Source organism: Ruegeria sp. AH3 (assembly GCF_056536265.1).
In genome coordinates this window covers 392,872-415,303 of sequence record NZ_JBQFJL010000002.1, presented here as the reverse complement: position 1 = coordinate 415,303, position 22,432 = coordinate 392,872, and the positions used below count along the sequence as shown (strand labels likewise).

25 protein-coding genes are annotated in these 22,432 nt (G+C 58.9%); 24 read left to right on the top strand and 1 reads right to left on the bottom strand.

What is annotated here, in order from left to right:
- Positions 1–11 precede the first annotated feature (11 nt).
- Positions 12–1,262, bottom strand: coding sequence for a sarcosine oxidase subunit beta family protein (locus tag ACR3EM_RS19515; protein ID WP_480472294.1), 1,251 nt, complete (start codon positions 1,260–1,262; stop codon positions 12–14).
- 372 nt (positions 1,263–1,634) lie between these two features.
- On the opposite strand from ACR3EM_RS19515, the gene ACR3EM_RS19510 reads away from it, so the two are divergent.
- From ACR3EM_RS19510 to queF, 24 genes are all read left to right on the top strand, one after another.
- Positions 1,635–2,660 carry an ABC transporter ATP-binding protein gene (locus ACR3EM_RS19510; RefSeq protein WP_480472293.1) on the top strand — a complete coding sequence of 342 codons (1,026 nt, stop codon included), beginning with the start codon at positions 1,635–1,637 and terminating at the stop codon, positions 2,658–2,660.
- Positions 2,648–3,745, top strand: a complete 1,098-nt coding sequence (locus tag ACR3EM_RS19505; protein ID WP_480472292.1) for an ABC transporter ATP-binding protein — start codon at positions 2,648–2,650, stop codon at positions 3,743–3,745. The genes ACR3EM_RS19510 and ACR3EM_RS19505 overlap by 13 nt, the downstream gene beginning before the upstream one ends.
- Complete coding sequence (locus ACR3EM_RS19500; RefSeq protein ID WP_480472291.1) at positions 3,742–5,253, top strand: ABC transporter substrate-binding protein; 1,512 nt, start codon at positions 3,742–3,744, stop codon at positions 5,251–5,253. Before ACR3EM_RS19505 ends, ACR3EM_RS19500 begins: the two co-directional genes overlap by 4 nt.
- Before the next feature lie 61 nt (positions 5,254–5,314).
- On the top strand, positions 5,315–6,259 hold the full coding sequence (locus tag ACR3EM_RS19495) for an ABC transporter permease (protein WP_480472290.1): 945 nt from the start codon (positions 5,315–5,317) through the stop codon (positions 6,257–6,259).
- 1 nt (position 6,260) lies between these two features.
- Entirely contained in the window at positions 6,261–7,124 is an 864-nt protein-coding gene (locus tag ACR3EM_RS19490; RefSeq protein WP_480472289.1) for an ABC transporter permease, read from the top strand.
- 18 nt (positions 7,125–7,142) lie between these two features.
- On the top strand, positions 7,143–8,936 hold the full coding sequence (locus tag ACR3EM_RS19485; protein ID WP_480472288.1) for a gamma-glutamyltransferase family protein: 1,794 nt from the start codon (positions 7,143–7,145) through the stop codon (positions 8,934–8,936).
- A 1-nt stretch (position 8,937) separates the two neighbouring features.
- Entirely contained in the window at positions 8,938–9,687 is a 750-nt protein-coding gene (locus ACR3EM_RS19480; RefSeq protein WP_480472287.1) for a DUF1028 domain-containing protein, read from the top strand.
- 3 nt (positions 9,688–9,690) lie between these two features.
- Positions 9,691–10,524: a sulfite exporter TauE/SafE family protein gene (locus ACR3EM_RS19475; protein ID WP_480472286.1), complete on the top strand. Its 834-nt coding sequence runs from the start codon at positions 9,691–9,693 to the stop codon at positions 10,522–10,524.
- Between the two features lie 2 nt (positions 10,525–10,526).
- Positions 10,527–11,246, top strand: coding sequence for a FadR/GntR family transcriptional regulator (locus tag ACR3EM_RS19470; RefSeq protein ID WP_480472285.1), 720 nt, complete (start codon positions 10,527–10,529; stop codon positions 11,244–11,246).
- Positions 11,247–11,325: 79 nt separating this feature from the next.
- On the top strand, positions 11,326–12,468 hold the full coding sequence (locus ACR3EM_RS19465) for an NADH:flavin oxidoreductase/NADH oxidase (protein WP_480472284.1): 1,143 nt from the start codon (positions 11,326–11,328) through the stop codon (positions 12,466–12,468).
- Between the two features lie 285 nt (positions 12,469–12,753).
- Positions 12,754–13,527, top strand: coding sequence for an urease accessory protein UreD (locus ACR3EM_RS19460; RefSeq protein ID WP_480472283.1), 774 nt, complete (start codon positions 12,754–12,756; stop codon positions 13,525–13,527).
- 1 nt (position 13,528) lies between these two features.
- A complete protein-coding gene (locus ACR3EM_RS19455) occupies positions 13,529–13,831 on the top strand; it encodes an urease subunit gamma (RefSeq protein WP_480472282.1) in 303 nt (100 codons plus the stop codon).
- 15 nt (positions 13,832–13,846) lie between these two features.
- Positions 13,847–14,008, top strand: coding sequence for a hypothetical protein (locus tag ACR3EM_RS19450; protein WP_480472281.1), 162 nt, complete (start codon positions 13,847–13,849; stop codon positions 14,006–14,008).
- Entirely contained in the window at positions 14,005–14,337 is a 333-nt protein-coding gene (locus tag ACR3EM_RS19445) for an urease subunit beta (protein WP_480472280.1), read from the top strand. Before ACR3EM_RS19450 ends, ACR3EM_RS19445 begins: the two co-directional genes overlap by 4 nt.
- Positions 14,312–16,072 carry an urease subunit alpha gene (gene ureC, locus ACR3EM_RS19440; RefSeq protein ID WP_480472279.1) on the top strand — a complete coding sequence of 587 codons (1,761 nt, stop codon included), beginning with the start codon at positions 14,312–14,314 and terminating at the stop codon, positions 16,070–16,072. The genes ACR3EM_RS19445 and ureC overlap by 26 nt, the downstream gene beginning before the upstream one ends.
- A gap of 18 nt (positions 16,073–16,090) precedes the next feature.
- A complete protein-coding gene (gene ureE, locus ACR3EM_RS19435) occupies positions 16,091–16,543 on the top strand; it encodes an urease accessory protein UreE (protein ID WP_480472278.1) in 453 nt (150 codons plus the stop codon).
- Positions 16,515–17,180, top strand: coding sequence for an urease accessory protein UreF (locus tag ACR3EM_RS19430; RefSeq protein WP_480472277.1), 666 nt, complete (start codon positions 16,515–16,517; stop codon positions 17,178–17,180). The genes ureE and ACR3EM_RS19430 overlap by 29 nt, the downstream gene beginning before the upstream one ends.
- A complete protein-coding gene (ureG, locus tag ACR3EM_RS19425; RefSeq protein WP_480472276.1) occupies positions 17,177–17,806 on the top strand; it encodes an urease accessory protein UreG in 630 nt (209 codons plus the stop codon). Before ACR3EM_RS19430 ends, ureG begins: the two co-directional genes overlap by 4 nt.
- A gap of 93 nt (positions 17,807–17,899) precedes the next feature.
- Entirely contained in the window at positions 17,900–18,853 is a 954-nt protein-coding gene (locus tag ACR3EM_RS19420) for a LuxR C-terminal-related transcriptional regulator (protein ID WP_480472275.1), read from the top strand.
- Positions 18,854–18,977: 124 nt separating this feature from the next.
- Positions 18,978–19,970 carry an MBL fold metallo-hydrolase gene (locus ACR3EM_RS19415; protein ID WP_480472274.1) on the top strand — a complete coding sequence of 331 codons (993 nt, stop codon included), beginning with the start codon at positions 18,978–18,980 and terminating at the stop codon, positions 19,968–19,970.
- Positions 19,971–20,155: 185 nt separating this feature from the next.
- Entirely contained in the window at positions 20,156–20,854 is a 699-nt protein-coding gene (queC, locus tag ACR3EM_RS19410) for a 7-cyano-7-deazaguanine synthase QueC (protein WP_480472273.1), read from the top strand.
- Positions 20,854–21,207 (top strand): 6-carboxytetrahydropterin synthase QueD, encoded by a 354-nt coding sequence (gene queD / locus ACR3EM_RS19405; protein WP_480472272.1) that lies wholly within the window; start codon positions 20,854–20,856, stop codon positions 21,205–21,207. Before queC ends, queD begins: the two co-directional genes overlap by 1 nt.
- Positions 21,204–21,905: a 7-carboxy-7-deazaguanine synthase QueE gene (queE, locus tag ACR3EM_RS19400; protein WP_480472271.1), complete on the top strand. Its 702-nt coding sequence runs from the start codon at positions 21,204–21,206 to the stop codon at positions 21,903–21,905. The genes queD and queE overlap by 4 nt, the downstream gene beginning before the upstream one ends.
- Positions 21,906–21,920: 15 nt before the next feature.
- Complete coding sequence (gene queF / locus ACR3EM_RS19395; RefSeq protein ID WP_480472270.1) at positions 21,921–22,382, top strand: preQ(1) synthase; 462 nt, start codon at positions 21,921–21,923, stop codon at positions 22,380–22,382.
- Positions 22,383–22,432: the final 50 nt, after the last annotated feature.

Genomic DNA, 22,432 nt, shown 5'->3' with positions numbered 1-22,432 from the left:
TGATAAGCCCCTCAGTGCAGGTTCGGTTGGGCGCCCTGCCCTTTTTCATCGATCATGTGCCCGGTCATGAACCGGTCCAACCGATAGGCGGTCGCGGTTTCGTGCGGACGGTCGGTTTTCAGAAGATGGGCAAAGCAATAGCCGGACGCCGGCGTTGCCTTGAAGCCGCCGTAGCACCAGCCACCATTGAAATAGAGCCCATCGATATGCGTCTTGTCGATAAAGGGCGAGCCATCCATGGACATATCCATGATACCACCCCAGCTGCGCAGCAGGCGCGCGCGACCCAAAGCAGGGATCAGCGACATGCCGCTTTCGATCACGTCCTCGACCACCGGCAGATTGCCCCGTTGCGCATATGAATTGTACATATCCAGATCGCCACCGAACACCAGACCGCCCTTGTCGGACTGGCTGCAATAGAAGTGACCCGCCCCATAGGTGATCACGCCGGGGATGAAGGGCTTGAGCCCCTCTGAGACAAAAGCCTGCAACACGTGGCTTTCGATCGGCAGGCGCATCCCGGCCTTCTCCATCACGCGGCTGGAACTGCCTGCCACGGCGACGCCGACCTTCTTGGCACCGATGAAGCCGCGGGACGTGTCGACCCCAAGGACCTTACCGTTTTCGATACGGAAGCCCGTGACTTCACAATTCTGGATAATGTCGACGCCGCGCATATCCGCGCCACGCGCATACCCCCAGGCCACCGCATCGTGACGCACCGTGCCGCCCCGACGATGAAGCAATCCGCCTTTGATCGGGAACCGCGCGTCGTTGAAGTTCAGGAACGGATACATCGCGCGGACGCCTTCGGTATCCAACAGCTCGGCATCGGATCCATTCAGGATCATCGCATTGCCCCGACGCCGCGCCGCATCCCGCTGCGCGTCGGAATGCACGAGGTTCAGAATACCGCGTTGGCTGACCATCGCGTTGTAATTGAAATCCTGCTCGAGGTTTTCCCACAGTTTCAGCGAAAACTCATAGAACGGTTCATTGCCGTCCAGCAAATAGTTCGACCGGACAATCGTCGTGTTCCGACCGACATTTCCCCCACCGATCCAGCCTTTTTCCAGAACCGCGATACGGGCCCCACCGAATTCCTTGGCAAGATAGTAGGCAGTCGCCAGACCATGTCCGCCACCTCCGACGATGATATAGTCGTAAGCATCCGCAGGCGCCGGGTCACGCCATTGCGGACCCCAACCCTTGTGGCCGGTCATAGCCTCCTTGAAAAGTCGCAGAGCTGAAAAACGCATGAAGGCTCCTGTTCGTTGCAGTCTTTGGTTTGCACCCAACTCGGCTTGTGTTGCAGATGCTGTTTCGGACAGAATCCATTTCAGAACCGACAAACTTGGGCATCGCCCTAAAAAGACCCGCGCCTGAGCTTCGGACAGAACCTGTTTTTGCCTGCCAAAAAGAGAGCCGGGAGCGCGCGACGACCTGCATATAGAAAACCGGTTTTCGAAAGGGCAACTGCATCTGCCGAAGGAATAAGTCGAAAGCGAAGGTCATCCGACGCTATCGGCGAGATATGATCCTGATGGTGAAAAAGCAGCAATGATGCATTGACAACTGCGCTCCAAAATTGCAACCAATTACATATTGGTTTATTATAAAGGTTGCGAGCTGTGCCCAACCAAAACCCCAACGCCAAGTCTGACTCGTCAGTCGAGATCCTGAAGCTGTCTGACTTCAGCCTCTCGTTTCGCGGCCAACCCGCATCAGCCGTGGATGGTTTGGACCTGTCGGTATCTGCTGGCGAGACTTTGTGCATCGTGGGTGAATCCGGATGCGGAAAATCCGTCACCGCCATGGCCCTGATGGGGCTGCTGCAGCGTGACGTCATCGATATTCCGTCTGGCCTTCTGGAGTTTGAAGGTCGGTCATATGACCTGCGCACCGAACAGCTGGACGGCGCGACACGAGGCGATCGCATGGCGATGATCTTTCAGGAACCGATGACCTCGCTCAACCCCGCCTTCAGGATAGGCGATCAGATCACCGAGGCCGTTTTACATCACCGCAACTGCAACCGAGACGAAGCTGACGCAAGCGCTTTGGCCATGCTGCGCCGCGTTGGCATCCCAGCCCCGGAACAGCGGTTGAACGAATACCCTCACCAGCTTTCCGGTGGCATGCGGCAGCGTGTGATGATCGCGATGGCGCTGATCAATAACCCCTCGCTGCTGATCGCGGACGAACCGACAACGGCGTTGGATGTCACCATCCAGGCGCAGATCCTCGATCTTGTCCGAGAGCTTCAAACAGAAACCGGAATGGGAACCTTGTTCATCACCCACGATCTGGGTGTGGTGGCTGAAATCGCGACGAATGTGGCTGTCATGTATGGGGGCCAGATCGTCGAGAGCGGCCCTGTCGACGCGGTATTCGACGATCCGCAGCACCCCTATACCATCGGCCTTATGAGCTCGGTCCCGCGGATGGCAGGATCGCGGGATCGGCTGATCACCGTGCCCGGAACCGTGCCGTCTCTGGCCGATATGCCTACTGGATGCCGGTTTCGCACGCGCTGCCCCTTTGCCACTGGCGAGTGTGCAGACCGCCCGATCTTGTCAGAGATGGGTTCCGAACATGCGGTTGCCTGCCACTACGCCCCACTGGAACAGCTCAAGGGGGTCAGATGCGCGATGTAATCCTTGAGGCGCGGAACCTCACACGCCATTTCACACTGGGTGCCGGGCTGTTCGAACGCAAAACCAGAGTGCGCGCGGTCGATGGCGTTTCGCTGTCGGTGCGCAAGGGTGAAACCTTTGCGATTGTCGGTGAATCGGGGTGCGGAAAATCGACGCTTGCGCGCCTTTTGATGCGGCTGGATCGGCCGACCTCTGGCCAGGTCCTGTTTGAGGGGCGGGAGGTTCAGGACCTCGCCCGTCGCGAAATGGCCCCTTTGCGCCAGCAGATGCAGTTCGTCTTCCAGGACCCATTCTCGTCGCTGAATCCGCGCATGACCGTCGGCAAGCTGGTGGGCGAACCGCTGGAGGTGCATGCGCCTGAATTGGACGAGACCGCGCGCCGTGAAAAGGTGGCTACGTTGCTGGCTCAGGTTGGGTTGTTGCCGGACCACGCCAACCGCTATCCGCACGAATTCTCAGGCGGTCAAAGACAGCGGATCGGCATCGCCCGCGCGCTGGCTTCAGGACCAAGGTTGTTGATCGGGGATGAACCGGTCTCGGCATTGGATGTGTCGGTACAGGCGCAGGTGATCAATCTGTTGAATGACCTGAAACAGGATCTGGATCTGACCCTTGTGATCATCGCCCATGATCTGGCCGTGATCCGTCACATGAGCGATCGCATCTCCGTGATGTATCTGGGTAAGGTGGTCGAAACTGGCCCTGCCGATCAGGTTTTCGAAGAACCGCGCCATCCGTATACGCATGCCCTATTGTCCGCGATACCGGAACCCGAGCCGGGCCGCGACCGTGATCACATGGCGCTTAGAGGCGAAACGCCCAGTCCATCGTCTCCGCCATCGGGTTGCCGGTTTCACACCCGTTGCCCCTTTGCACAGGACGATTGCCGAGCCCAGACTCCGGTTCTTGACGATGCGGATTCGCATCATCACGTCGCCTGCCATCACTGGAAAACCATACCAGAGGCCGGAAAACCGGCCCCGCCCCGACGCCGCAGCGCCGGAGCAGAAGAGCGGTTCGCGCTGTATCGCGCGGCTGTCCAATCTCCCCAGGCTTCTGCCAAAAACAGAGAGGAAATATCATGAATGTCTTGAAAACCGGTCTTGTGGCCGGATTACTCGGCGCGACTGCCCTCAGCGCACAGGCCGCCGATCTGCGCATCGCCCTGCAATCGGACGCCGATGTGCTCGACCCTGATCAGTCCCGTACGTTCGTGGGACGCATTGTCTACGCCTCACTCTGCGACAAGCTGGTCGACATCACCCCCGATCTGGAGCTGATCCCACAACTCGCCACCGGTTGGGAATGGAGCGAGGACGGCACGTCCCTGACCATGACCCTGCGCGAAGGCGTGGTGTTCCATGACGGCACGCCCTTCAACGCACAAGCCGTGGCCGACAATATCGACCGCTCGCAGAACCTTGAGGAATCGCGCCGCAAGTCAGAACTGAAGTCGGTGACCGGAGTTGATGTGGTCGATGACTATACGGTTCGCTTCAACATGGCCGCGCCTGATGCAACTCTGCTGGCGCAATTCGCCGACCGTTCGGGCATGATGGTCTCTCCAACCGCTGCGAAAGCTGCTGGTGCAGATTTCGGGCTGAACCCAGTGTGCTCTGGCCCGTTCAAGTTTAAGGAGCGTGTGGCCCAGGACCGGATCGCGCTGGAGCGCTTCCCGGATTACTGGAACGCGGATCAGATCCACTTTGACAGTGTCACTTTCCTGCCGATCCCCGACACCACCGTACGTCTGGCCAACCTGCAATCCGGTGACATCGACATGCTGGAGCGTCTGGCCGCGACTGATCTGACGCAGGCCGAAGGAGATGCAGGCATTAATGTCGAGAGCGCTGTTTCACTTGGCTATCAGGGCATAACGATCAACGTGAACAACGGAGACAAGGGCGATAATCCCTGGGGCAACGACAAACGTCTCCGTCAGGCGCTAAGCTATGCGTTGGATCGTGACGCGATCAATCAGGTCGTGTTTGAAGGCGCCTTTGCGCCGGGCAATCAGCCCTTCCCACCCACATCACCGTGGTATGACGCCGACCATCCGGTGCCTGCACGCGATATAGACAAAGCCAAAGCGCTGCTGACCGAGGCGGGCTATCCTGATGGGATCGACCTTGAGGTTCAGGTCCCCAACACCACCGTCCCTCTGCAACTGATGCAGGTCGTTCAGGCCATGGCCGCCGAGGCCGGGATCAATATCGAGATCACGTCCAAAGAGTTCGCCACACTGCTCGCCGATCAGAGCGCTGGCGACTATCAGGCCAGCCAGATCGGATGGTCGGGCCGCGTGGACCCGGATGGCAATATCCATCAGTTCATGACCACCGGCGGCGGCATCAATGACAGCCACTATTCGGACCCGAAAGTGGACGAGATGCTGAACAATGCCCGTGCCTCAACAGACTTTGACGCACGCAAGGCTGAATATGACGCCGCGCGGGACATTCTGGCAGCGGATATGCCCATCGTTTACCTCTATCACCAGACATGGATCTGGGCACTGGATGATGGGCTCAAAGGCTTCAACCCCTATCCTGACGGCATGATCCGTCTGGAAGGCGTGAAGCTGGAGAAATAAGCCACTCACGGCCTGCCCGGCCTTTTGGCCGGGCGGGTTCCTTTGATCGAAAGCCCAAGCCATGTTGTCTTTCATTCTGCGTCGCATCCTGATTGCGATACCGACAATCCTGCTGATCTCGATCTTCGTTTTCAGCCTGCAAAAGCTGCTGCCCGGCGATCCCGTGCTGGCGATGGCAGGCGAAGAGCGTGATCCGGAAGTGCTGGAGTTCCTGCGCGAGAAATATCGCCTGAACGATCCGATCCCAGTGCAATACCTGACCTGGGTTGGCAACGCGTTGCAGGGCGATCTGGGGATTTCGCTGCGCACCAATCAGCCAGTGACCGAACTGATTGCAGAAAAGCTGCCGGTGACGATCCAGCTTGCCATTATGGCCATCCTGTTTGCGCTTGTGATCGGAATCCCGGCGGGCATCTTGTCGGCGGTGAAAAAGGGGACCGTCACAGACTACGTGGCCAACATCGTGGCGCTGTCCGGACTATCCATTCCGAATTTCTGGCTGGGGATCATGCTGATCCTGCTTGTTTCGGTAAAGCTCGACCTGTTGCCCGCCTCGGGTTACGTGCCCTTGTCTGAGGATCCGGTGAAATCCATCACCACCATGCTGATGCCCGCCTTTGTGCTGGGGACCGCACTGGCGGCAACGCTGATGCGACATACGCGGTCGGCCATGCTGGGCGTGCTGAAATCAGACTACGTGCGCACTGCCCGCGCCAAGGGTTTGCACGAACGCCGGGTCGTCCTGAAACACGCCTTCCGCAATGCGCTGACGCCGATTGTGACCCTGACCGCACTGCTGTTCGGCGAGCTGATCGCCGGAGCGGTCCTGACCGAACAAATCTTTACCATCCCAGGTTTCGGCAAGATGGTCGTCGATGCCGTGTTCAACCGCGATTATGCCGTGGTGCAGGGCATCGTATTGGTCACCGCTGTGGGTTTCATCGTGATGAACTTGCTCGCAGACGTGGCCTATGTGCTGCTCAACCCGCGCCTGAGGGCTGCCTGACATGACCGTTGCCGATCCTATCCTGTCTCGTCGTCCCGAAAACCGTGTGTGGAAGAAATTCCGCACCCACAAAAGCGCCATGCTGGGCGGCTTTCTTGTCACCTTCTTTGTGTTGATTGCCCTACTGGCCCCGATCCTGCCGGTGCCTGATCCGGCGGCCACCGATTGGGGCGCGGTGCGCAAACCACCAACCGCCGCTCATCCGTTTGGTACAGATGAAATCGGGCGCGACGTGCTGGCCCGGATGATCTGGGGGGCGCAAGCCTCGCTTCTGGCTGGGGTGGTTTCCGTTGGGATCGCGGTGATGCTGGGCGTACCTCTGGGCATCATCGCCGGGTATTTCGGTGGATGGGCCGACGCCATCATCTCACGCTGCACCGAGGCGCTGCTGGCTGCGCCTTTCCTGATCCTTGCGATCGCATTGGCGGCCTTTCTAGGGCCATCACTGACCAACGCGATGATTGCCATCGGTCTGTCAGCGACCCCGATCTTCATCCGGCTGACCCGCGGACAAGTGTTATCGGTCCGGGCTGAGGATTATGTGACCTCGGCCCGCGCCATCGGATTGCCCACGGCGAAGATCCTCAGCCGCTACATCTTTCCCAACGTGCTGCCACCGGTGCTGGTGCAGGCCACGCTCACCATCGCCACCGCGATCATCGCGGAGGCGTCGTTGTCCTTCCTCGGCCTCGGCCAACAACCTCCAGCACCCAGCTGGGGATCGATGCTGAATACGGCCAAGAACTTCCTCAACCAGGCCCCATGGATGGCCATGTGGCCGGGCATCGCGATCTTCCTCGTTGTGCTGGGGTTCAACCTTCTGGGCGACGGGCTGCGCGATGCGCTTGACCCGCGCGAACACTGAATTTCGGAGACAAAGAACATGTCAGATTTCACCACCCGCCCCGAGATCCGAGGCACCTTCGGAGTCGTCACCTCGACCCATTGGATCGCCTCGGCTGTGGGCTTTGGCATTCTGGAAAAGGGTGGCAACGCCTTTGACGCCGCAGTTGCCACGGCAATGACCTTGCAAGTGGTTGAGCCGCATCTGAACGGCCCGGCAGGCGACATGCCCGCGATTTTCCACTCGGCCAAAACCGGCAAGACCGAGGTGCTGTGTGCGCAAGGTCCCGCCCCCGCTGCTGCGACAATCGAACACTATACCGGGTTGGGTCTGAATCTGATCCCCGGTTCTGGTCTGTTGGCCACAGTGATCCCCGGAGCCTTCGATGGTTGGATGCTGATGCTGCGCGATCATGGCTCACTGCCGCTACGCGATGTGATGGCGCCCGCTATCGCCTACGCGCGCGACGGGCACCCTGTGCTTCCGCGCGTGGCGCATACCATCAACGGTCTTTCAGATTTCTTTGAAGACGAATGGCCTACATCCGCAGAAACCTGGATGCCGGACGGCAAAGCCCCCGAGCCGCACAGCAACTTTGCCAATCCGGCGCTGGCGGCGACCTATGAACGCCTTGTGACAGATGCCGAAGCTGCGCATAAAGATCGTCTGGAGCAGATCGATGCGGCGCGGCGCGTGTGGCGCGAAGGCTTTGTCGCGGATCGCATCTTCGAATATCTGGCCGATGCCAAGGTCATGGACGTGTCAGGCCAGCGCAACAGCGGGGTCATGGCGCGTAAGGACATGGCCGACTGGCAAGCAACCTACGAAGAGACACTCACCTACAACTACCACGGATGGACCGTTCATAAGACTCACGCCTGGAGTCAGGGGCCGGTCTTGTTGCAAGCTTTGGCCATCCTCAAGGGGATTGATCTGGGCGCAATGGACCCGAACGGGGCCGAGTTCGTGCACACGGTGATTGAGGCGATGAAACTCGCCTATGCAGATCGCGAGGCTTACTATGGTGATCCGGCGTATAGCGAAATCCCGATGGACTATATGCTAAGCGACGAATACGCCGCCCAGCGCCGCGCCATGATCGGCCCGGATGCATCACAGGATCAACGCCCGGGCCGGGTGCCCGGTTTTGAACACTTGGCAGACGCCTATGTCGCTCGCGCAGCGCGTGATTTCTCGGCCAGAACCGGGGCCAGCGCGGGTGAACCGACCATGTCGCATCTGACCGAGAAACGCGGTGACACCGTGCATCTGGACGTGATCGACCGCTGGGGGAACATGGTGTCGGCAACGCCGTCCGGGGGGTGGTTGCAAAGCTCACCCGTCATCCCGGGGCTGGGATTTCCGCTCAACAGCCGGGCACAGATGTTCTGGTTGGAACCTGGCTTGCCGACCTCGCTGGCACCCGGACGCAGGCCACGTACGACACTGACACCCAGCCTTGCGGAAAAGGACGGGGTCCAGCTGGTCTTCGGCACTCCCGGAGGAGATCAGCAAGACCAATGGCAATTGATCTGGTTCTTGCGTTTCGTGCATTTCGGGCTGGGGCTGCAGGAATGCATGGACGCGCCACTGTTCCATTCGATGCATTTTCAGGGCTCGTTCTATCCCCGCGCCACAGCGCCCGGCGAGATGATGATCGAGGAAACCTTTGGCGAGACCGTGATCGAGGACCTGCGCGCGCGCGGTCACAAGATCACCGTGGCCGAGCCCTGGACAGTTGGGCGCCTCACCGCAGCCCTTCGGGAAAAAGATGGAACCTTGCGCGCGGCGGCAACACCGCGGCTGATGCAGGCTTATGCAATAGGACGCTGACATGACGTATTCCCTGATCGCAAAAGACCCCGAGACCGGAGCCATCGGCCTGATCGTGGCCAGCCGCTTCTTCGCTTGCGGCGCGCGCGTTCCGTGCGTTGGTGCGCGCAGTGCGATTGCCTCTCAGGCGTTCTCGAACCCGGTCTGGGGAACCGAAGGGCTCAGGCGGCTTGAGGCGGGCGAAGCTGCGCAGGCGGTTCTGGATGATCTCGTCACCCGGGATTCAGGTCGGGACGCGCGACAAGCCCACCTAATGGACGCACAGGGCAACTTTGCGGCCTATACCGGGGCTGATTGCGTCGACTGGGCCGGGCATCGGCTCGGTGAGGCACATTCGGTTGCAGGCAACATGCTGGCTGGGCCGGATGTCGTGGACGCCACTTTCGAAACCTACGCCTCGGAAACCGGCCTGCCCTTTCCAGAACGCCTGATGGCGGCCATGGAGGCTGGCGAGCGCGCGGGGGGCGACAAACGCGGCAAACAGGCCGCCGGTCTTGTCATTCATCGCGGGCAATCGCATGCATGGCTGGATATGCGCAGCGACGACCACGCTGACCCTCTGGCCGAACTGCGCAGGCTTTATGATGTGGCTGCTGAGCGGTATCTACATTTTGCGGAGGCGATGCCCAGCGAGCAGAATTTCTCGGGCAATCCCGACCGGGGCGCGCTGGAAGAGGCGATTGCCCGCGCGGACGCGAAACGTCAGGCCGAAGGGCGGGTAAGCCGCTCGCTGGCCAGCGACCCCGCGTGAGATATGGGCGGGATTGACCTTTCCACTCTGGCAACGCTGATCGCCATCGCAGGTGCGGCCGGAGTGTTTGGTGGTATTCTGGCCGGTTTGCTGGGCGTTGGCGGAGGGATCGTTATCGTTCCGGCGCTTTACTTTGCCTTGTCATTGACCGGCAGCAATCCTGCACTGACGATGCAGGTTGCAGTGGGTACGTCGCTGGCAACCATCGTGTTCACGGCGCTGTCCTCAAGCTGGGGGCACTACAAGCGTGGGGCGTTGGACATGGCGCTGCTGAAACGCTGGGCCCCGGCCATTCTGGTTGGAGTGATCATTGGCGGCCTGCTTGGCGGCGTGGTCAGCGGCTATATTCTGGTCGCCGTCTTCGCGACGGTTGCTGCTCTAGTGGCGCTGGACATGATCTTTCGCAAACCCGGCAATAGCGGCCCGCCGCGCAGTTTTTCTCCGCGCGTCTGGGCTACGACCGGTGTGTTTGCCGGTGCGATTTCCGCGATGATGGGCATCGGTGGCGGTACTGTCTGCGTACCGGTTCTCAACTTTCTGGGCTACGACATCCGACGCGCGGTGGGCACCTCGGCGGCAATCGGCTTTGTCATCGGCCTGCCGGGCGCGCTGATCTATGCCGGAACAGGTCTGGGGCAATCCGGCTTGCCGCCTTTCTCCATCGGTTACGTCAATCTGGTCGCCGCAGCGCTGATCATCCCGCTGACAACCAGCTTTGCCCATGTGGGCGTCCGCATCGCGCACACGATTTCGCAACGTGCCTTACGCCTTGCCTTTGGTGCATTCCTGATGCTTACGTCTTTGCGCATGTTTTACGACCTGACCGGAGCGTTCTGAACTTGGGAAATTGTCCAACAGATACTGAGCTGACCGCCGCCCTGCGCGCTGGGATCGAAACCGGCGATTTCCTGAAGAACGGCAAGTTGCTGCCCGAACGCGCACTGGCCGAAGCGCTAACCGTTACCCGCGCCCGTATGCGTCGGATTCTGGATCAGCTCGAGGAAGAAGGCACCGTGTTTCGCAGGCACGGACAAGGCACGTTCGTGTCACCACCCCCGGCCGTTGGCGCAAGCCCGTTCCGCGCCGTTGCAGCCAAGGTTATGCCCCGTGATGTCATGGAAGTACGTCTGGAGATTGAACCGGCATTGGCGGCATTAGCGGCACAACGCGCCTCGATCAAAGAATTGCGAACGCTTGAACAACTCATGAGGGCCACACTGGATGCTGCCGATACGCAGGCTTACGGGGTTGCCGATGATGTGTTTCACTACAAAATCGCGGAACTGGCTCACAATCCGTTGTTCCTGACGGTATATGACTCGATCCGCGCTGTACGGAAGCAATCTGAATGGACACGTCAGCGCGAGACACAATATTCGTCCGCGACTCTGGTACGCCTCGGCGAACAGCACGAACTGTTGTTCAGCAACATCGCATCACGCGACAGCCAGGCCGCCGCAGAGGTCATGCAATCGCATCTGCTTTCGGTATCAAACGCCATGCTACGAGACAGGACATATGCGCAAGCCGAGAACCTCACCGAGCAGCCAGAAGGTTAGCATGACCTTGGCGTCTTCCATCAGGTTTGGATGACCCCCTCTCGTCCACCCTCCTAATACAAGACAGAGACAGAGAAAGATGCCCACACTATTCAGCAGCTTTCACCTTCGTGATGTGACGTTCAAAAACCGTATCGCTGTCTCACCGATGAGCCAGTATCGCGCCGTGGAAGGCCGGGCCAATGACTGGCATCTTGTGCATCTGGGACGGTTTGCCATGGGCGGAGCGTCGCTGGTCTATGCTGAGGCGACGGCGGTGACCCGCGACGGGCGTCGCACGCCAGGGGATCTGGGCCTTTGGGACGACAGCCAGATTGAACCACTGAGGCGTATCGCTGAGTTTATCACGCGCGAAGGTGCGGTACCGGGCATCCAGCTGAGCCATGCGGGGCGCAAAGCATCCGAGCGACGGCCTTGGCACGGCGAAACGCCACTGGATGAGGAGGATGTAAGCGCACGCAACGAAGAGGCGTGGCCGGCCATTGCGCCATCTGCCCTCCCCTATGCCGAAGGTTGGCCGACGCCGCGGGAAATGACGCAAAGCGATATCGAAGCCGTCATTTCCGCATTTGGTTCCGCTGCGAGACGTGCCCATTCCGCCGGTTTCAAGGTGATCGAAATCTATGCGGCCCACGGCTTTCTGGTGCATCAGTTTTTGTCACCGGTGACCAATCAGAGACAGGACAGATGGGGCGGCAATGCAGAGAACCGAATGCGGTTTGCCGTTGAGGTCGCACGCGAAATCCGCAGAAACTGGCCCGAGGGTTTGCCACTGGCCTTTCGCCTGTCAGCGACCGATTGGCTGGAGTCGGGGCTGACCGTCGAGGACACGGTTGAGATCGCGGCAGCGCTCAAATCGGTGGGTGTCGACCTGATCGATTGCAGCTCGGGCGGGATCGGTGGCAAAGAGAGGCCGCAACGGATGACCATTGCACAAGGGTTTCAGGTGCCTTTCGCCGCGCAGATCAAGGCGCAGGCAGATATTCCCACCATGGCCGTCGGCTTTCTGTGGGACCCGAAGGTTTGCAACGCTGTCATAGAACGGGGCGACGCCGACATGATCGCCCTCGCACGTGAGCTGTTGGACGACCCCAACTGGCCCCTGCACTGTGCTGCGGAACTGGGGGAGGACACTGGTCACGCCCGCTGGCCCGTCGAGGCGGGCTGGTGGCTGATGAAGCGAGAGCGGCTGCTGTCCAAACTTGGTCTGCATCCGCTCTAGTCACCTGCCAGCAATCGGAATGCGATTGGTCCTGAATCCGGATTGCAGGTAAGACGACGGTAGCTAAAGCGCAATTTGCCCATTTCTTAGGCGATCCACCGAAAAGCGCTTAACGAATAACCACGCACTCCAGGTTGGTGGCCACCAGCGTTGTCGAGGAGTGGTTTCCAAACGCGCTAACGCGGAAACACGGGACTCGAACCAACGCGTTGCGGGTGCGATATTACTCAACTTGCCTCCATATTGCCCACATCGGAAAGGGTGCAGCCACGTGCGAAAGGCTCAGTGAGCCTCAGCACCAAGCGGCTGGGTGACAGAACGGTGTTGGATGTCCTGCACCAATCCGGCTCGTTTAAGTGTCTGTTTCCCCGCGCGCTCTCGCCTGAATTGGACACGGTTCTGCTGAATACTGCCGGTGGCGTTACGGGAGGTGACTCATTTCGGTTCAGTGGCACAGTTGCCACGGGAACGACACTTACGCTGACCACTCAGGCCTGCGAACGCATCTACAAAGCCAAGCCCGGCCCCTCCGGCCAGGTCACCAACCATCTGACGGTTGGGTCAGGTGCACGGGTGAACTGGTTACCTCAGGAAACGATCCTGTTCAACGGCTGTGCTCTCGACCGCCGACTGCTTATCGAGATGGCACCCGATACAACAACGCTGTTGGTCGAGCCATTGGTCTTCGGGCGCGCTGCGATGGGAGAGACCCTGACTGATATCCGCCTGCGTGACCGGATCGAAATCCGGCGCGATGGCATGCCTATCTTTCTGGATTCCATACGGTTCTCAGGTGACCTGCACAGCCATCTCTCGGGGCAGAACATAGCCAATGGCTCCCTTGCGATGGCGTTGGTCATCTTTGCCGGGCCCTCGGCCGAGGGTCAGTTAGACACTGTGCGCCGGATGCTGCCCGATACTGCCGGAGCCAGCCTGATCGGAAATGATCTTCTGGTCATCCGGATGCTGGCCCAGAACAGCTTCACTCTGCGCAAGGCTCTGCTGCCGGTTCTGCGCCGGTTGAACAACGATACCTTACCACGATGCTGGATGCTCTGACATGAACCTGACCCCACGCGAGAAAGACAAACTGTTGGTCGCCATGGCTGCCGAAGTTGCCCGTAAGCGGCTGGCAAGAGGCGTCAAACTGAACCACCCCGAGGCGATTGCTCTGATCTCCGACGCGGTGGTCGAAGGCGCGCGCGATGGCCGGTCCGTGGCTGACATGATGCAGGCGGGGGCCGAGGTGATCACCCGTGCACAATGCATGGAAGGTGTGCCCGAGATGATCCACGAGGTTCAGGTCGAAGCCACCTTTCCGGATGGCACCAAGCTGGTGACCGTTCACAATCCCATTCGCTAACGAAGGAACTCTGATATGACCCGTATGCTCTTCCCTGCCCTGATCCTGGCCGGTCCTGCCGCCGCCCATACCGACGCACATATACACGCCCACGGCACCGACTATGCCACACTTGGTATTGGTCTGGCGGCGGCAGCGCTGGCCATGGTGGCGCTGATGATCAAGCTGAACAAATGATCCCCGGAGAAATCATTCCGGCCGAAGGCTCTCTGACGCTCAATGCCGGACGACGCAGTCGCCTTGTCGTTGTCGCCAATACCGGTGATCGACCGGTGCAGGTCGGCAGCCATTACCATTTTGCCGAAGCAAACTCGGCTTTGGACTTTGATCGTTACGCTGCCTTGGGGATGCGCGCGGACATACCCGCTGGCACTGCTGTCCGCTTTGAACCGGGACAGATCCGCGAGGTCATGCTGGTGCCGTATGAGGGGCGTCGGCACATCTATGGCTTTAACATGCACATCATGGGGGCTTTGAAAGATGCCGGGCAAGATAAGTCGGAGTGACTATGCCTCGATGTTCGGTCCCACGGTCGGCGACAAGGTACGTCTGGCCGACACTGACCTCATCATCGAGGTTGAAAAGGACCTGATCGTGGATCGCGCGACCGCCGCGCGCTTCAGTGAAACGGGTCATCGCGAAGACGTCTATGGGGAAGAGGTCAAGTTCGGCGGCGGCAAAGTCATTCGCGATGGGATGGGACAGTCACAGGTTACTCGCGCCGCAGGTGCTGTGGATACGGTGATCACCAACGCGCTGATCGTGGATCATTCTGGTATCTACAAGGCAGATGTGGGCTTGAAGGACGGACGCATTGCCAAGATCGGCAAGGCTGGCAACCCCGACACCCAGCCCGGGGTCGACATCATCATCGGACCCGGCACCGAGGCCATCGCGGGCGAAGGGCGTATCCTGACCGCAGGTGGGTTCGACAGCCATATCCACTTCATCTGCCCGCAACAGATCGAGGACGCTCTGCATTCCGGCCTCACAACCATGCTGGGCGGCGGAACCGGTCCCGCGCATGGCACTCTCGCCACGACCTGCACCCCCGGCCCCTGGCATATCGGGCGGATGCTGCAGGCGGCGGATGCCTTCCCCATGAACCTTGCCTTTGCGGGCAAGGGCAACGCCTCATTGCCTGCGGCACTAGAGGAACAGGTAAAAGCCGGAGCTTGCGCTCTGAAACTGCATGAGGATTGGGGCACCACACCCGCTGCTATCGATTGCTGCCTCTCGGTGGCTGATGCGATGGACGTTCAGGTGATGATCCACACCGATACGCTCAATGAATCCGGCTTTGTGGAAAACACCGTGGCCGCCATGAAAGGGCGTACCATCCATGCCTTCCACACCGAAGGCGCGGGCGGAGGTCACGCCCCGGATATCATCAAGATCTGCGGCGAGAACCATGTTCTGCCCTCATCGACCAATCCCACGCGGCCCTTCACGGTCAATACGGTCGAAGAGCACCTCGATATGCTGATGGTCTGCCACCACCTCGACAAATCCATCCCCGAGGACGTAGCCTTTGCAGAAAGCCGCATCCGGCGCGAGACGATTGCGGCCGAGGACATCCTGCATGACATGGGCGCATTCTCGATCATCGCCTCTGACAGCCAGGCGATGGGACGCGTGGGGGAGGTACTGATCCGCACCTGGCAAACCGCTGACAAGATGAAGAAACAACGCGGCCGCCTGCCCGAGGAAACCGGCGAGAACGACAACTTCCGCGTTCGCCGCTATATCGCTAAATACACGATCAACCCTGCCATTGCCCACGGCCTCAGCCATGAGATCGGCAGTATCGAAGAGGGCAAGCGCGCTGATCTGGTCCTGTGGAACCCAGCCTTTTTCGGAGTGAAGCCCGAGATGGTTCTGTTAGGTGGTACAATCGCCTGTGCACAAATGGGCGATCCAAACGCCTCGATACCAACCCCGCAGCCGGTCTATAGCCGTCCGATGTTTGGCGCTTATGGGCGCTCGGTCGAACACTCGGCGATCACATTTATCTCTAAGGCCGCGCAAGCCGAGGGGATTGGTGATACACTGGGACTGGCCAAGCAGACCGTCGCGGTCCGCAACACGCGGAATATCGGCAAGAAAGATTTGTTGCTGAACAACGCGACTCCGCATGTCGAAGTCGACCCCGAAACCTATGAGGTCCGCGCCGACGATGAGCTGCTGACCTGTCAGCCCGCCGAAGTTCTGCCCATGGCGCAGCGCTATTTCATGTTCTGAGACCCCAAGAGGCCCCCGATGACTCCTGAAATCAAAACTGCCCGCATCTATCACGATCACTCACATGCCCCGGCTCATGCGCAGGTCTCGCTGGACTATGACGGGCGCTTCCTGCGTCGAAAAATGCTTGCCACCGACGATGGAGAGGCGTTTCTGGTCGACCTGGCCCAAACCTTGTCGCTGGATCACGGCGGTGTCCTGATACTGGAGGACGGTCGCAAGGTCGAAGTGATCGCTGCACCGGAACAATTGCTGGAAGTGACCGGAGGTAACCTTCTTCGCCTGGCTTGGCATATCGGCAACCGCCATACGCCTTGTCAGATTGAACAGGATCGTCTGCTGATCCAGCGTGACCATGTCATCCGGGATATGCTTGGTAAATTGGGGGCGACCACCCGCGAAGTGGTTGAACCCTTCACACCCGAGGGCGGCGCATATGGTCATGGTAGGACCCATGGTCACGCCCACTAACGCAGATATCCTGACGCTGACCCAGTGGTTGTCGCCCGCTTATCCGGTGGGTGGCTTCGCCTATTCCCATGGTTTGGAATGGGCAATCGATTGCGGTGATGTTCAGACGGCCGACGACACCAAAGCCTGGATTGCGGACGTGATCAGCTTCGGCGCGGGCTGGTCCGACTGCGTGTTTCTGGTATCGGCATACAAAGCTCAATCGGCCGAAGCATTGCACGAGGTCGACGTGCAGGCGCGCGCGTACTGTGCCTCATGCGAGCGATTGCAGGAAACGCACCTTCTGGGTCAGGCCTTCTGTGAAGTGACCGCAGCGGTTTGGGCGCTGGATCTCGCCGCTCTGACCTACCCGGTTGCTGTTGGTTGTGCGGCGCGTTTGCGGGGATTGCCGGTCGAGCTAACCACTCAGATGTTTCTGCACAGTTTCATGTCCAACCTCACCGCTTGCGCGACGCGTCTGATACCGTTGGGGCAGACACAAAGTCAGCGCGTCGTACACGAAATGACGCCCGTTTGCGCCCGTGTTGCCTCGGACGCTCAGACAGCCAGCCTGGACGACCTGAGCGCAACCAGTTTTCTGGCCGACATCGCATCGATGAAACACGAAACACAACATTCGAGGATCTTCAGAACATGAGCAACATGAACGGCCCGCTTCGCGTTGGTATCGGCGGCCCCGTGGGCGCGGGCAAAACCACGCTGACGGCAGCCTTGTCCGAGGCGCTGCGGGACAAGCTGTCGGTTGGAGTGATTACAAACGATATCTATACTCAGGAAGATGCCGAAGCCCTATTGCGCATGCAGATCTTGCCTCGGGATCGTATCATCGGGGTGGAAACGGGCGGTTGTCCGCATACTGCGATCCGAGAGGACGCCTCGATCAATCTGGCGGCCGTCGCCGAAATGCAGGCCCGCCATCCAGACCTTGATGTTATTCTGATCGAAAGCGGTGGCGACAATCTGTCCGCGACCTTCAGCCCGGAATTGGCGGATCTGACCATCTACGTGATTGATGTCGCCGCTGGTGAAGAGATCCCGCGCAAAGGAGGTCCCGCGATCAAGAAGTCAGACATCCTGATCATAAACAAAACCGATTTGGCACCCCATGTCGGTGCGTCATTGGAAGTCATGGAACGCGATGCGCAAACCATGCGAAATGGACGGCCCTTTCTGCTGACGTCGCTTCGTCACAGGAAAGGCGTTGATGCGATTGTCGATCTGCTTGTCCAGCAGGGTGGACTAGGCGTATCGGCCACCCACTAACCGTCGCCTTGGATTATCTTCAACGGTGTTTGGATTCTCGGGCTTTGCCGCTAGTCTATGATCAAGTGAGTTCCATTTGATCGAAGCTACATCGTGCGCTCTATCATATCACCGGAAACCATCGCCAAATGGCAGCGGATCGTCGATCTGATCGCACGCGTTGCGGACGTACCCGCAAGTCTTGTCATGCGCACGCATGAACCGCACCATTCGGTCTTTGTCACCAGCCACAACGAAGGAAACCCTTATGCGATCGGTCGCCGTTTCACGCTAAACGAAAAGCTCTATTGCTATGGCGTTCTGGAATGCAACGGTGAGCTTACTGTCGAGGATGCCGCCAGCAATCCGAGATGGCAGGACAATGATGATATGGAACTTGGGATGCGATTCTATATCGGATATCCGCTGAAATGGCCGGATGGATCGATATTCGGTACAATCTGCGTTCTGGATTCACGTCGAAATCGGCGCGCCTTGCTATTCCGAGAGGGGCTACAGGAATTCGCCAGGGTTATCGAAGACGACCTTGCGCTGTTGATAGAGATCCAGCGGCGCACCGAGCTTGAGAAAGAGTTGCAGGCAACGTTGGACCAGTTGGAGCAACGTGTCGCCAATCGCACCAAGGATCTTGAAGAGGCGAACGCTGCGTTGCGCGTATTGCTCAATAGCGTGGAAACCTCACGCGAAGACTATGACGAAAAAATATTGCGCCAGATCAAAGGTCTCGTTGTCCCATATCTCTCCAAACTGCGCGGGCGGCTGGATCACGACCCTGCCGGGCAGGCTTATCTCGAACTTGCTGAAGAAAACCTCAAATCGATCACTTCAGAGATGAGCGATCATCTGACCACGATCTTCGAAGCTTTGACACCTGTCGAACAGGAAATCGCGCAGTTGATCATGCGCGGGCAAACCACAAAGGATATCGCGCGAACGCTATCGCGCGAGCCCAGCACGATCGAGTTTCATCGAAACAACATTCGCGCCAAGCTTGGATTAAAGCGCAGCGGCAAGAACCTGCGTAGCCTGTTGTTGGCCGCGCAGTAAAACATGGGGATGACCCCCATGTTTTCCCCGTGTTTTTCCGATGCGAAGGCTAAGACATCCGATGGTTACCCTAAGTCAGGTCCGGGTCAGAACCGGATCGGATGACAACAGGGAAATCTAAACGATGGAAAAAGACGATCTGAACCTGAAACCGACACTATTGCGCGGCAACGAGGATGACTTGGCGCCGGGCTTGTCGCGACGCTCCTTTTTTATGGCTGCCGGTGCTGCTGGCGTAGGTGGTGCGGCCTCACTTCTGACAACCACATCTGCCAAGGCGCAATCCACCGATTGGACTCAACCCGGCAACAACAATGGTGTCATCGAGTTGCAGAAGACCACCGGGCAGTCGGTAGATGGCGCAGTCGGAATCGACTATTTCGGCCATTGCGCAATCAAAATAACTTCGCCGGGCGGGGCAACCGTTCTGTTCGATCCCTGGCGCGATGATCCCTCGGGCGCATGGGGTCTATGGTTCAAGAATGAATTCCCGGAAACCCCGGTCGACATCTGCATGTCAACGCACACGCATTTCGATCACGACGCCATTCATCGCCCAATCTCGACCATGGTGCTGGACCGGATGGTTGGAAATTTTGAATTCGCAGACATCAAGATTACAGGCTTTGCTGACAAACATGTCTGCCGGGCTCCGGGCTGGTATGACTGGACCAACGCCTTGGGTGAATTCGGCGTTCAGGCCTGCCCACCGGACAACGTCAGCCATATGGATATGGTGGTCTATCTCGTCGAAACGGGAGGAATTCGAACCCTGATCTGGGGTGACAATCGGCACAACCCGCCACAGGAGTTCTGGGATGCCATCGGACAGGTCGACGTACTGACTCTGCCAGTGGACGGATCACAGCATATTCTGGACTATAAGCAGGGAGATGACATTGTCGCGCGTCTCAAACCCAAAGTCATTATTCCAACCCACTACCTGAACGAAACGACCAGCTATACCCTGACAACGCTGCAGCATGCAGACGATTGGGTAAAATCGCAAAGAAGCTACAAGATGCTGGACTCGGCCAGCCTGTCGCTTGAAGCCGGTGAAGTGGCAGGAATGGATCGCGAATTTCTCTACTTTGGTCACAATGCACTTGTGAGCTAATTCCCCCCAGCCCTGGGCGATCTGGAACTTGTCGCCCGGGGATCCTACCGCTCATGTCGAAAATGATCACGATACCGACAGCACGATACGTGAGATCAAAACGGCATTGAGCCTGACTGTGAAATACAGTAGCGGTCCCCGCGCCGGTCGCAGCCTACCCGGTTATCAAAACAAGGACTGACATCATGAAAACGACTTTGGTCTGCTCTGGCGGACTGGATTCTGTGTCTCTGGCACATGTGCTGGCGGGCCAGGGACACCTATCGCGCCTGGTCTCATTCGACTATGGCCAACGACATACAAAAGAGCTCGACTTTGCCGCCGCCTGTGCCACACGGCTGGGCGTCCCCCATCATCTGATCGATCTGCGCTCGGTCGGGGCGACGTTGACCGGATCGGCATTGACCGATGATCTGGACGTGCCCGACGGTCATTATGAAGAAGAGACCATGAAGGTAACCGTGGTCCCAAATCGCAACGCCATCATGCTGACGATTGCATACGGCATCGCATCGGCACAGGGGGATGATACGGTGGCGACTGCGGTGCATGGAGGGGATCATTTTATCTATCCCGATTGCCGCCCTGATTTCACCGATGCTTTCGATACCATGCAACGTGCAGCTCTGGACGGCTACGCGCAGGTCGCTTTGCATGTACCATTCGTGCATCGCGCGAAAGCCGATATCGTAGCGGACGGCGCGCGGGTTAACACGCCATTTGACCAGACGTGGTCCTGCTACAAAGGCGGCGATCTGCATTGCGGGCGCTGTGGCACTTGCGTTGAACGGCGCGAAGCATTCGATCTGGCGGGCGTTCCCGATCCAACCCTCTATGCAGACCCAGAGTTCTGGCGTCAGGCGGTCGAGAGGAAACGCGCCTGATGTACAGGATCACCAAGGAATTTCACTTCTCCGCTTCACATCAACTAACCCACCTGCCTGACGATCACCAATGCGCGAGACTACATGGGCATAATTATATCGTCGTGGTCGAACTTGCCTCGCGCGATCTGAATAACGACGGGTTCGTGCGGGACTATCATGAACTGAAACCACTCAAGAGTTATATTGACGAAACGTTCGATCATCAGCACCTGAATGATGTACTGAACTGCGTGACCACCGCCGAAAACATGGCGCGGCATTTCTATGATTGGTGCACCGCACGCTGGCCGGAAACGGCTGCAGTGAAAGTATCCGAGACGCCCAAGACCTGGGCCGAGTACCGGCCATGACCCTGCGCATCGCAGAAATCTTTGGCCCCACCGTTCAGGGCGAGGGCGCACTGATCGGACAACCCACTGTCTTTGTGCGCAGCGGTGGCTGCGACTTCCGTTGCGCGTGGTGCGATAGCCTGCACGCGGTCGACAGCGCCTTTCGCCACGATTGGAAGGCCATGAGCACCGAGGATATCTGGACCGAAGTTCAACACCTGTCCGGCGGGCAGCCTTTGACCGTGTCCCTGTCGGGCGGCAACCCCGCCATTCAGGACTTCGGACCGCTGATCCGGCACGGTTCGGATGCGGGTTACCTCTTTGCCTGCGAGACACAAGGCTCGGTCGCAAAACCTTGGTTTACGGATCTGGCCAATCTGGTGCTCAGCCCGAAACCGCCCAGCAGCGGTGAGCAGATGGACTGGGCCATGTTCGAGGCTTGTCTGGCGGTCCGCCCCGAAAACACCGTTCTGAAGATCGTAATCTTCGATGAGACCGATTTCACCTGGGCGCAGGATGTAGCCAACCGCTATCCGCATCTGCCCTTGTACCTGCAGCCCGGCAACCCGGAAACCGACCCCGATCTGCCGGTCGATCTGACTCAGGCAACCGGACGGCTGGAATGGCTGATTGACAAAACCCTGAGCGTTGGGTGGTTCACCCCGCGTATCTTGCCCCAGTTGCACGTGCTGGTCTGGGGCAACAAACGCGGCGTATAACGAACGGAGACGGCTATGAGCGATATCTACAGCAACCTTACCCAACTGGGCGGCGACACCGTCCTGCCGACCAATCCTGACGAAGCCGTTTTGGAGCGGGTGCAAAACCCGCAATCTGACGTGTATTACAATGTGCGTTTCACTGCGCCCGAATTCACATCGCTTTGCCCGATGACCGGGCAGCCGGACTTTGCCCATCTGGTCATCGACTATGTACCCGGCGACTGGCTGGTAGAAAGCAAATCGCTGAAACTGTTTCTGGGTTCTTTCCGCAACCACGGGGCGTTTCACGAGGATTGCACGATTTCGATTGCCCGCCGCCTGCAAGAGTTTATGAAACCGCGCTGGCTGCGCATAGGCGGCTACTGGTATCCGCGTGGTGGCATCCCGATCGACGTGTTCTGGCAAACCGGACCCTTGCCCGAGAATGTTTGGGTTCCTGATCAGGGTGTTCCGCCTTATCGCGGGCGTGGCTGAACTGTTGGCTGAAAGCTACGCTCTGAAATCCAGCTCGTTTCCTGAACAGG

Excerpts from the sequence above, each read along its gene's own strand:
- ACR3EM_RS19515 (WP_480472294.1), bottom strand. The coding sequence starts at position 1,262 with ATGCGTTTTTCAGCTCTGCGACTTTTCAAGGAGGCTATGACCGGCCAC.
- ACR3EM_RS19505 (WP_480472292.1), top strand. The coding sequence starts at position 2,648 with ATGCGCGATGTAATCCTTGAGGCGCGGAACCTCACACGCCATTTCACA.
- ACR3EM_RS19500 (WP_480472291.1), top strand. The coding sequence starts at position 3,742 with ATGAATGTCTTGAAAACCGGTCTTGTGGCCGGATTACTCGGCGCGACT.
- ACR3EM_RS19495 (WP_480472290.1), top strand. The coding sequence starts at position 5,315 with ATGTTGTCTTTCATTCTGCGTCGCATCCTGATTGCGATACCGACAATC.
- ACR3EM_RS19490 (WP_480472289.1), top strand. The coding sequence starts at position 6,261 with ATGACCGTTGCCGATCCTATCCTGTCTCGTCGTCCCGAAAACCGTGTG.
- ACR3EM_RS19485 (WP_480472288.1), top strand. The coding sequence starts at position 7,143 with ATGTCAGATTTCACCACCCGCCCCGAGATCCGAGGCACCTTCGGAGTC.
- ACR3EM_RS19480 (WP_480472287.1), top strand. The coding sequence starts at position 8,938 with ATGACGTATTCCCTGATCGCAAAAGACCCCGAGACCGGAGCCATCGGC.
- ACR3EM_RS19475 (WP_480472286.1), top strand. The coding sequence starts at position 9,691 with ATGGGCGGGATTGACCTTTCCACTCTGGCAACGCTGATCGCCATCGCA.
- ACR3EM_RS19465 (WP_480472284.1), top strand. The coding sequence starts at position 11,326 with ATGCCCACACTATTCAGCAGCTTTCACCTTCGTGATGTGACGTTCAAA.
- ACR3EM_RS19455 (WP_480472282.1), top strand. The coding sequence starts at position 13,529 with ATGAACCTGACCCCACGCGAGAAAGACAAACTGTTGGTCGCCATGGCT.
- ACR3EM_RS19450 (WP_480472281.1), top strand. The coding sequence starts at position 13,847 with ATGACCCGTATGCTCTTCCCTGCCCTGATCCTGGCCGGTCCTGCCGCC.
- ACR3EM_RS19445 (WP_480472280.1), top strand. The coding sequence starts at position 14,005 with ATGATCCCCGGAGAAATCATTCCGGCCGAAGGCTCTCTGACGCTCAAT.
- ureC (WP_480472279.1), top strand. The coding sequence starts at position 14,312 with ATGCCGGGCAAGATAAGTCGGAGTGACTATGCCTCGATGTTCGGTCCC.
- ureE (WP_480472278.1), top strand. The coding sequence starts at position 16,091 with ATGACTCCTGAAATCAAAACTGCCCGCATCTATCACGATCACTCACAT.
- ACR3EM_RS19430 (WP_480472277.1), top strand. The coding sequence starts at position 16,515 with ATGGTAGGACCCATGGTCACGCCCACTAACGCAGATATCCTGACGCTG.
- ureG (WP_480472276.1), top strand. The coding sequence starts at position 17,177 with ATGAGCAACATGAACGGCCCGCTTCGCGTTGGTATCGGCGGCCCCGTG.
- ACR3EM_RS19415 (WP_480472274.1), top strand. The coding sequence starts at position 18,978 with ATGGAAAAAGACGATCTGAACCTGAAACCGACACTATTGCGCGGCAAC.
- queC (WP_480472273.1), top strand. The coding sequence starts at position 20,156 with ATGAAAACGACTTTGGTCTGCTCTGGCGGACTGGATTCTGTGTCTCTG.
- queD (WP_480472272.1), top strand. The coding sequence starts at position 20,854 with ATGTACAGGATCACCAAGGAATTTCACTTCTCCGCTTCACATCAACTA.
- queE (WP_480472271.1), top strand. The coding sequence starts at position 21,204 with ATGACCCTGCGCATCGCAGAAATCTTTGGCCCCACCGTTCAGGGCGAG.
- queF (WP_480472270.1), top strand. The coding sequence starts at position 21,921 with ATGAGCGATATCTACAGCAACCTTACCCAACTGGGCGGCGACACCGTC.